The following is a 10,184-nucleotide window of genomic DNA, read 5'->3' on the forward strand; positions in this document are numbered from 1 at the left end:
TTTGCAGACATAGACATCGGCGGATAGCAGCCGCTCGGTACTTGCTGGTGCCGAGCGCGGAAGTGCACGCTGCGACAAGGTATCAGGCGCAGGTATAGCTGGCAGCGCCGACCACGTCGAAGTCCGCCGGGCAGGCGACGCCCTTGCTTTGAAGAGGAGTTTCGGCAGGGTCAGCAGGTTGGCCTTCGCGTCTTAGGGGCGAACGATCTCCCGCAGCAGAAGCGGCGGCGATGTCCATGACTACCTTCGGGTAGTTGAATTGTCTGTTGCAAATGTTACATTGCGTCCGTTTTTGCCTTTTTGTTGAGGATCGGCGGAATGAACCGTACTTATCGCGTTGTCTGGAACGGCGTCCTGGGTGTCTGGCAGGCCGTGTCGGAGCTTGCCGCATCGCCTGCGCGGCGCTCGACAGTCGAAGGAAGCCGCAAGGCGAAGCGGCTCGCGGCCGCCGCGTGCCTGCTCACGCTGGTCGGCATGTCCGGCGGTGCCTGGGCTCAGGCTGCGGGCGGCGAGACCTTCGTCGGCCTTGGCGGCACAGGCGGCCAGGGCGGCGCGGGCAACGGCAGCGGCGGCGGCGGCGGCCGCCTCGGTGAGTTCACCGAGTCCAACGGCCTGGCTCCGTCGGGCGGCACGGGGGGCAATGGCGGCATCGGCGGCGGCGGGCTTGGCGGAACGGGCGGTGCCGTGGGGGCGACCAGCGTGGCCGGCTCGGTCACGGGGGGCTCGGGAACCGACGGCACGCCCGATGGGGATCCGGTCTACGGCGGTGGCGCCGGCGGTGGCGGCGGTGCTGCCGTGTACACATCCGCCACGGGCATCACCGTGTCGGGCAGCACCGCCCTGCGGGGCGGCAATGGCGGTGCCGGCAGCGTCGCGCGGCTGGCCGGCGGCGGTGGCGGTGGCGGCGCGGGCCTGCAGTCCACGGCGGCGGGCGTCAACCTGACCAATGCGGGGCAGACGATCGGCGGCAACGGCGGCGCGGGTGGCGTTGGCCAATGGGCCGGCGGCGGCGGTGGTGGCGGCGACGGCATCGTGCTGCAAGGCGGCGGCGCGACCGTCGTCAACAGCGGCGCATCCGTCGGCGGTGCCGGAGGCATCGGCACCGTCAGCGGCGGGTTCACCGGGACGTCGTCATTCGGCGGCGAGGGTGGCGCGGGCCTCGCGCTGGAGTCCAGCAACAACTCGGTTTCCAACACCGGCTCGCTGACGGGGGGGGCGGGCGGTGCCGGCGGCATCGCCGTGCGTTTCGGCGTGGGTGGTGCGGCGCTGCGCGTTCGGGGCGACTCGAACACCATCGTCAACACGGGGACGCTGACGGCCGGCATGGGCGGCGACGGTGCCACGCGCGGCGACGCGGTACGGATCACCGGCAACGACAACCGGCTCGAACTGCGTGCCGGCTCCTCGATCACCGGACTGCTGAGGGTGGTTTCCGGCACCGGCAACGTGCTGGGGCTGGCGGGCGACACGACCGACGGGACCACTTCGCTCGACGCCGCCACCTACAGCGGCTTCGCGCGCTACGAAAAGACCGGTGCCAGCACCTGGACGCTGACCGGCATCAACATCGGCCTGACGCCCTGGTCCGTGCGCGGCGGCGCGCTCTCCATCGCCGACGATCGCGCGCTCGGCAATTCGAGCGGTGGGCTCACGCTCGACGGCGGTGCGCTGAACGTCACCGGCGACACCACCGCCACCCGCACGGTCGCACTGGGCCCGGGAGGCGGCACCTTCGATGTGAACCTGGTCCGCACGCTGACGCTGAACGGCGAAGTCTCGGGCGACGGAGCGCTCCTGAAGACCGGCCAAGGCACGCTGGTGCTGGGCGCGGCCAATTCGTACACGGGCGGCACCTCGGTGGCAGCGGGCAGCCTGCAGGCGCTGGCGACCGGCGCCCTCGGCACCGGGCCGGTGTCGGTGGCCGGCAACGCCTCGCTGCTTTTCGGCGGCAATGCCGACGCGGGCGGATTGACGATCACTGCCGCCGAGCGTGGCCCCCTGCCGACGGACAACGCCGGCTTCGTGCAGTTCGGCGGCAGCAGCTCGGCGGGGAATGCCCGCCTCGTGATGAACAGGGATGCGTCGGCCGAGTTCAGGGACAACGCCTCCGCCGGCAACGCCGTCATCGAGAACCGCGGCGGACTGACGAACATCGTGTCCAACGCCACGGCCGGCAGCGCGCGCATCACCAACTTCTCCGGCGGCCAGATCAATCTGCTGGACGACACCAGTGCGGGCCAGGCGACCTTCATCAACGAAAGCGGCGGCCTGATCGACATCTTCGACCGCGCGACCGCCGACCAGGCCACCGTGGTCAACAACGCGGGCGGACGCCTGCGCATCCGTTCGCTGACGGCGGCGGGAACCTCCATCGGCTCGCTGTCCGGCGCGGGGGATGTGATCCTCGGCGCCAAGACGCTGAGCACGGGCGGACTCAACGGCGACAGCGAAGTCTCGGGCGTGATTTCGGGCACTGGCGGCTCGCTGGTGAAGGTGGGCACAGGCACGCTCACGCTCTCGGGCGCGAACACCTACACGGGCGGCACTGCGCTCAAGCAGGGCCGGCTCAACCTCGGCCACAGCCAGGCGCTGGGCAGCGGCGCGCTCGCGATGGACGACGGCACTACCCTGGGCTTCAGCGCCGACGGCCTCACGGTCACCAACGCGATCCAGCTCACGGGCACCACCGATCCGGTCATCGACTCCGGCGCCTTCAACGCGACCCTGAGCGGGGCGATCAGCGGCGGCGGCTTCATCACCAAGGAAGGCACGGGCACGCTGACGCTGTCCGGCGCCAACAACTACACCGGCGCCACCAACGTCGCGCAGGGCACGCTCAGGGCGGGCGCCGCCAACACCTTCAGCGCGGCCTCCGCCCACAGCGTGGCCTCGGGCGCCACGCTGGACCTCGCAGGCTTCAGCCAGACAGTGGCCTCGCTGGCCAACAGCGGTACCGTCTCGCTCGTGGGCGCAACCGCGGGCACCACGCTCACGGTCACGGGCGCGTACGTCGGCAACAACGGCGTGCTCAGGCTCGGCACCGTGCTCAACGGCACGGGACCGTCCGACCGCCTGGTGCTCGACGGCGCTACGGCATCCGCAAGCGGCCGGACCACGGTGCAGATCGCCAACCTCGGCGGCCTGGGGGCGCTCACCAGCGGCAACGGCATCGAGGTGGTCACCGCGAGCAACGGTGCCACCACCACGGCCCAGACCACCAAGGACGCGTTCAGCCTGGCCAACGGCCACGTGGATGCCGGCGCCTACGAATACCGCCTCTACGCGGCCGACGCGAACGGTGCCGGCGAGAACTGGTACCTGCGGTCGAGCACGATCGCATCACCCGCGGCTCCCACGCCGGTGATCACCTACCGCGCCGAAGCTTCGCTCTATTCCGCGCTCCCCGGCCAGCTGCGCCAGGGCAGCCTCGCGATGCTCGGCGACCTGCGCAAGCGCGTGGGCGACGACGATGTGAAGGGCACCACGACCACCCCGACCGGCTCCGATCGCCGCGCCTGGGGCCGCGTTCTGTCCACCGACGTCGACATCCAGCAAGGCGGCGCGGTATCGCCCACCAGCAAGGGCCGCCTCACCGGCTTCCAGGCCGGCACCGACCTGCTGGCCACGCCCAACTGGCGCGCGGGCCTCTACGTCGGCCAGCTCGATGGCGACGCCAGCGTGCGCGGCTTCGCCAGCGGCATCCTGAACCTGGCCGTGGGCCGCAACGACCTGCGCAGCCAGTACCTGGGCGTCTACGGCACCTACACCAGCGACAGCGGTTTCTACGCCGATGTCGTGGTGCAGTCGGGCCGCCATCGCTACACGGTCGAGCCTCTGGCGAGCCTGGGCGTGAGCGGCAAGGGTAACAGCCTGCTGGGCTCCATCGAGGTGGGGCAGTCCTTCGCGCTGGGCGGCAGCGGCTGGCGCATCGAGCCGCAGCTGCAGCTGATCCATCAGCACATGGATCTGAACAACTCCGCCGTCGTCGGCGCCGTCGTCCAGCCTCAGGCCGACAGCGGCTGGATCGCCCGCGCGGGCGTGCGGGTCAAGGGCGAGATCGCCACGGGCGTCGGCATGCTGCAGCCCTACGGCCGCTTCAACGTCTACCGGACGTCCAGCGGCGCGGACACCGCCCGCTTCGTGAACGGCGCGACCACCACCGACATCTCCGCGCCGACCGGCGGCACGAGCACCGAACTCGCGGGCGGTTTCACGCTCGCACTGGGCCAGTCGACCAGCTTCTACGGCGAAGTCGGCAAGCTCTGGGCGAGCGGCGGCAACGCCCGGGTGAAGAGCTCGATCAATGGGTCGCTGGGTGTTCGGGTGAAGTGGTGAGGCTCTGCAGTTGGGCGACCACAGCCGCCTGGCCTTCACCTGGCCTTCATGCAGATGTACTGTACGTGGCGTACAGAACATCCTTGCCGTCTCTTAGGGGGCCGGAGATCCAGTAGGCATCTCGAAGGCGAACGACAAGAGCAACTTTCTCGCGCTCCTGCTTGAGGCTACGTTCGCGTACCAGTTTGTGAGGCCTCCGGCACCGCGCTTGACTATGAGGTCAAGCAAAACGCGAGCGACAGCAGCTCGATTGACTTCGGGATGAAGCTTGATGATGGCCTTGGCGGCAACCAGCGCGAACGTCCGTACTTGGTGACGGGCGCCGGGACGTCCGCGCCCTAAAACGCAGGCTGGCTGGATTCCGATGAACCCGTTCTCCCCCTCCGGTCATTGTCCCTTGTGGTCTCGGTTTCGAACCCCTCAAAGCAGCGCCGAATATCTGGATGGTTGTATAGACGAGCAGGTCAATGCGGCGGTGAACAAGACTGCGGCAGCAACGAGACTTGCGGCACCCAACTTGAGAGCGGTTCGGGGAAAAGTCATTTCAACTCCTGAGGGCGAGACATAGCCCTGACGCTTAGCCAACGCCTTGCCATGCGGTGCCGCGTACATCGCGACGGCGAAGAACGTTGGCAAATATCACAGTACGAATGAAGTCAAAACTTTTAAGTAGACGGTTGAATTTGCGTGGTTGCAGTTCTGGATTAATCCTTTTGCTCAGTAATCCAGGAGTTAGCAAAGGGACATTCAATTACATGTGAAAACATGTCGTTACGCTCGCTCCCGGCAATTGCCATTCTCGGCAATGCAATTAATTCAAACGAATTAACGAGGGAGTCCGTATGCGTATCGACATGGATGCCGTGCACGGCAGCCGCCTGCGTACCCGAATCCAACGGTTGGCGCTGTCCACCGCCACGGCCCTCGCGCTGCTGGGCGCCTCCGGATGGGCCCAGGCCGGCTGCTCCCTGAGCTTCACCTCGCCCAGCAAGGGCGCCAAGGTCACCTCGCCCAACATCACGGTGTACGGCACGGGAGGAGGGGATGCGACCACCGGCGATGCCGGCACCGTGACCGCGACGCTCAACGGTTCTCCGTTCTTCAGCTACTCGGGCTCCTTCACCGCCGTCGTCTCGTTCCTCGAAGGGCGCGGCGTCCCGGTCACGCTGCGCGAGGGCCCCAACTACTTGGCGGTGTCCGGCAGCGTCGGCGGGTGCAGTGCATCGGACTACATGACGGTGTACTACGACACCACCGATCTGGTGCCGCGCAAGAACAAGGGCGACGGCACCGAACGCAACGGACCGCAATCGTGCACCGGCAACCCCATCAACTTCGCGATGGGCAACAAGGTGCAGGAAGAGGAGGACTTCCGCAGCGCCTCCGCGCACTTCCCGCTCCGGTTCGCGCGCATCTTCAACAGCGCCGATGGCTACTGGCGGTACACCTACGCCACGCGGCTGCGGATCAGCGCAACCGAAGTCGTGCTCCTGCACGCCAACGGCCGCGAGTCGCCCTTTGCGCGCAGCGGCTCGACCGTGACCCCCGATGCAGACGAACTCGGCACGCTCTCGCAGATGGGCACCGGCTGGCGCTATGTCGACCAGGACAACATCCAGTACGAGTTCAATGCCGCGGGGCGCCTGACCAAGCAGGCCCATCCCTACGGCTGGCAGCACATCCTGACCTACGGCACCAATGGCGCGGTGACCGTGGCGGACGGGTTCGGCAACAGCCTGGGCTACACCGAGGATGCCCACTTCCAGCCGCGCACGCTGACCACGCCCAACTTCAGCGTGGCCTACAACTACGACACCGCCAACCGGCTCGTGTCCACCGTCAAGACCGCCGGCGCGGACGTGACGACCCGCACCTATCACTACGAGAACCCGACCCACACACGCTTTCTCACGGGCGTGACCGACGAGTCCGGCGTGCGATTCGCCACCTACACCTACGACACGCTGGGCCGCGCCACGAGCACCACGCACGCCGGCAACGCAGGACTCACGCAGGTCGCCTACAACGCCAACGGCACCACCACCGTCACCGACCCGGTGGGCCGGGCCACGATCTACCACTACGTCATCGTCAACGGCGTCAAGCGCATCTCGCAGATCCAGGGCGAGCCGGCGCCCGGATGCCCAGCGAGCAACTCCTCGTTCACCTACGACACCCGGGGCCTGCTGGCCAGCCAGACCAGCGCCACCGGCAGCGTCACCAGCTTCACCTACAACACCCGAGGCCTGGAGGCCTCGCGCACGGAAGCACTCGGTACGCCCGAACAAAGAGCCATCGCCACGACCTGGGACGCCACGCTGCCCGTGCCCACGCTGGTCGCCCAAGCCGGCCGGGACACGGCGTATACCTACGACACCAACGGCCGGCTGCTCACGGAGACGATCGCCGACACCGGTGGCACCTCCGGCACGGCGCGCACGAGCCAGCGGACCTACACCCCTGAAGGGTTGGTCCACACGCACACCGAGCCGAACGGCGCCGTCACCACCTATGCGTATGACACCCGCGGCAATGTGCAGAGCGCGACCAATGCGCTGGGTCACGTCACCGCGTACACCTACGACACAGCCAACCGCCTCATGAGCCAGACCGACCCGAACGGGCTGGTCACCACGTTCACCTGGGATGCACGTGACCGTCTGCTCTCGCGCACCGTGGGCACAGGCCCTGGCCAGACGACGGCCTTCACCTACCACGCCACCGGCACGATCGCGACCACCTCGCTGCCGACCGGGCTGGTCACCACCTATACCTACGATGCCGCGCAACGCCTGACGGGCTGGGGCAACAACCGCGGCGAGAGCGGCTCCTACACGCTGGACCCGGCCGGCAACCGGCTGACGGAGCAGATCCTCAACAGCGCGGGCACGATCGCTTGGACGACCGCGCGCACGATCAACAAGCTGAACCGCGTTGCGACGCAGGTCGAGGGCGGCAGCCAGACCGAGAGCTTCAGCTACGACGCCAACGGCGATCGCATCGCCCAGACCAATGGACTGAACCAGAGCATCAGCTGGGGCCTGGACGCCCTGCGGCGGATCAAGACCATCACCGACGCAGCCAACGCCAGTGCCAGCCTTGGCTACAACGCACTGGATGCCGTGACCCAGGCCAGCGACTTCAACGCCGTGGTCACCAGCTACAGCCGCGATGCCCTCGGCAACGCCACGGCCGAGACCAGCGCCGACATCGGCCCTCGCGGCACGCTGTACGACAGCATCGGTCTGCCCAGCCAGATCACGGACGCGCTCGGCCAAGCCACCACCGTCACCCGGGACGCCCTGGGCCGGCCTATCGGCCTCGTGTTTGCCGATGGCAAGACCACCACGCTGCGCTACGACCTGAGTGCCGACAGCAAGGGCTACCTGTCGGAGATCCTCGATCGCAGCGGCACCACCGAGTACACGCGCGACATCCACGGCCGCGTCACGCTCAAGAAGCAGACCCTGGCCAACGGCAGCGTGCAGCAGATCGCCTACAGCTACAACGGCGCCACCGGCCAGCTCGCGAGCATCACCTACCCGTTGACCGGCGTGCTGAACCATGTCTACGACACGACCGGCCGTCTTGTGCAACTCGACTGGAACGGTGCGCCGCTCCTGGCTGCCGTCACCTGGAACGCCTTGGGCCAGCCCACCGGTTGGAACTGGGCCTTCACGAGCTCCACACCGAAGCTCGCGGCCAGCCGCAGCTACGACAGCGCCGCGCGGCTGACCCAGACCGAATTCAGCAGCTACACCTACGACGCGGCGGGGCGCATCGGCAGCCTCACGCAGAACCTGTTTGGCCCGGCCGACAGCGATCCCACCCAGAGCACGATCGCCGCGGCTGACATCACCTGGAGCATCGGCTACAGCGCCACCGGCCGCATCACCAGTTTCGCGACGACGGCCGACAGTGCCAGCTTCGGCTACGACGCCAACGGCAACCGCACCGCCAGCACCCGCCTCCTGGCGGGCCAGACGACCAATCGCAGCTACACCTTGCTGCCCGGCGCCAACCGCCTGGCGGGCTTCAGCCAGACCATCAACGGCAGCAGCGGCACCAGCGTGGCCTATGGCTACAACGCCAACGGCGATCTCGTGAGCGATGGACTCAGGAGTTACGGCTACGACGCCGAAGGCCGCCTGGCCACGGCCACCACCGGCGCCACCGACGTGAGCCCGACCACGCGCTACGCGCACAACGCGCTGGGCCAGCGGGTGTTCAAGACCGAGCCGCTGTACCCGCCAAGCCAAGGGGACGAAAACGATCCCGGCTTCTGGAGCAGCCTGGTGGCGTTCTTCACGAAGCTGTGGAGTCCGGCCACCGTCGAGGCGGAGCACCTGGGGTATGCCTATGTCTACGACGAGAACGGCACCCTGATCGCAGAGGTGGGCAGCGGCGGCGCGAACAGCGCCGGGCAAGCCCAGTACATCTATCTGCCGACGGCGAACGGGCCGGTGCCGGTTGCCGCGGTGATCGACGGCGCCACCTATGCGGTGCATAGCGATCACCTGAACACGCCGAGGAAGCTCAGCAATGCCGATGGCCAGGCGGTCTGGCAGTGGAGCTACAGCGCATTCGGGGAAGACAAGCCGACCATTGCGAAGAACAGGTTTGCGAACCTGGAGACAACGCCGAACCCGGGCACCACGAACATCTCGGAGGTGAAATTCAACCTGCGGTATCCGGGGCAGTATGCGGATGAAGAGAGTGGCTTGTTCTACAACTACTACCGGAGCTATGACGCGAAGACGGGGCGGTACAGCCAGCCGGATCCGATCGGACTGGATGGCGGGTGGAATCGGTTTGGCTATGTGGATGCGAATCCGCTGAGCTTCATCGATCCGGATGGCTTGCTGATCATGTCTACGCTCGGCGGCGTTCAGCGCGGTACGTCATTGAGCCAGGCGGCGATCCTGGGCGCGCCGGGCAATGCCGCATTGGCTTCGGGACTCTTGGGGGCGGGTGGCGGAGCGGCGGCTGTGGGTGGCGCCATGTGTTACTCGATGTTGCCGGCGCCGGGCAAGAGAGCGATTGGATTGTTGAGAGCGCTGGGCGATGATGCGATAGCGCCTCCCACGGCACCTCCACTGCCCATCCGCAATCCCCCTGGAATAATCCGGCCTGGCGAAGTTAAGCCACCGCCGCCACCGCCCGGCGTCTTTCCAAAGCCCTGAACGCATGCACGCAGACCGCACCGAGAAATTGGTTGCCGCCCAGAAGGCATACAAGGACGGTCTGCTTTATCTGGCCTTCGATCTCTATCGGCTACTTGCAGACGATGGACACGTTGAAAGTCAGGTGTTTGTTGCTTGGATGCTGAGTCAGGGGATCGGCTGTCAGAAAGACGGTAGCCAAGCCGCTGCTTATTACGAACGAGCCGCCGCTCATGGGCATCCACTGGGCTGCTTTTATTTTGGTCGCTGGCTGACGAGAGCTGGTGACCATGCGCGGGCGTACCGCTTTTACGCGATGGGCGCAGAGCGGCGGCATCTGCCTTCCATGTTTCGCGTTGGCTATTCGCTAGCACATGGCAAAGGTGTTCCAGTCGACGTGAATCGCTCCTACATCGTCTTGAAAGAGGCAGCGGTGCGCGGTCACGCATTCGCGTTGCGAGAACTAGGCCTCCAAGACCTGCGCGGCAAACGCGGCGTTGCTTGGCAGCTCATCGGGGTCGTGGAGATCATTGCCGCAGTCTGTTGGGGCTTCATGGTCTCGATGGTGAATGACGACTCCGAGTTTCTGATCTCCTAAACCACCACTGCCGCCAAAAAAGGGCGCAAGTCGCCTCACTTTCTTTCGCTTGGCACGTCCTAACGGGCGAGGACTTGTGCTGAAGCTTC

General features: G+C 66.9%; 4 protein-coding genes. 3 read left to right on the forward strand and 1 reads right to left on the reverse strand.

Annotated features, from left to right (window positions below):
* Nucleotides 1-82 precede the first annotated feature (82 nt).
* Entirely contained in the window at nt 83-238 is a 156-nt protein-coding gene (locus EJO66_RS32750) for a hypothetical protein (protein WP_164547967.1), read from the reverse strand.
* 80 nt (nt 239-318) lie between these two features.
* Between EJO66_RS32750 and EJO66_RS31865 the strand changes: the two genes are divergently transcribed.
* From EJO66_RS31865 to EJO66_RS31875, 3 genes are all read left to right on the forward strand, one after another.
* Entirely contained in the window at nt 319-4,335 is a 4,017-nt protein-coding gene (locus EJO66_RS31865) for an autotransporter outer membrane beta-barrel domain-containing protein (RefSeq protein WP_125967200.1), read from the forward strand.
* Nucleotides 4,336-5,177: 842 nt separating this feature from the next.
* Entirely contained in the window at nt 5,178-9,518 is a 4,341-nt protein-coding gene (locus EJO66_RS31870) for an RHS repeat-associated core domain-containing protein (protein ID WP_125967201.1), read from the forward strand.
* A gap of 4 nt (nt 9,519-9,522) precedes the next feature.
* The gene (locus EJO66_RS31875; RefSeq protein ID WP_125967202.1) at nt 9,523-10,095 is read left to right on the forward strand and encodes a tetratricopeptide repeat protein; all 573 of its coding nucleotides are present in this window, start codon (nt 9,523-9,525) and stop codon (nt 10,093-10,095) included.
* Nucleotides 10,096-10,184: the final 89 nt, after the last annotated feature.

This window comes from Variovorax beijingensis (genome assembly GCF_003951285.1).
Lineage (GTDB): Bacteria > Pseudomonadota > Gammaproteobacteria > Burkholderiales > Burkholderiaceae_C > Variovorax > Variovorax beijingensis.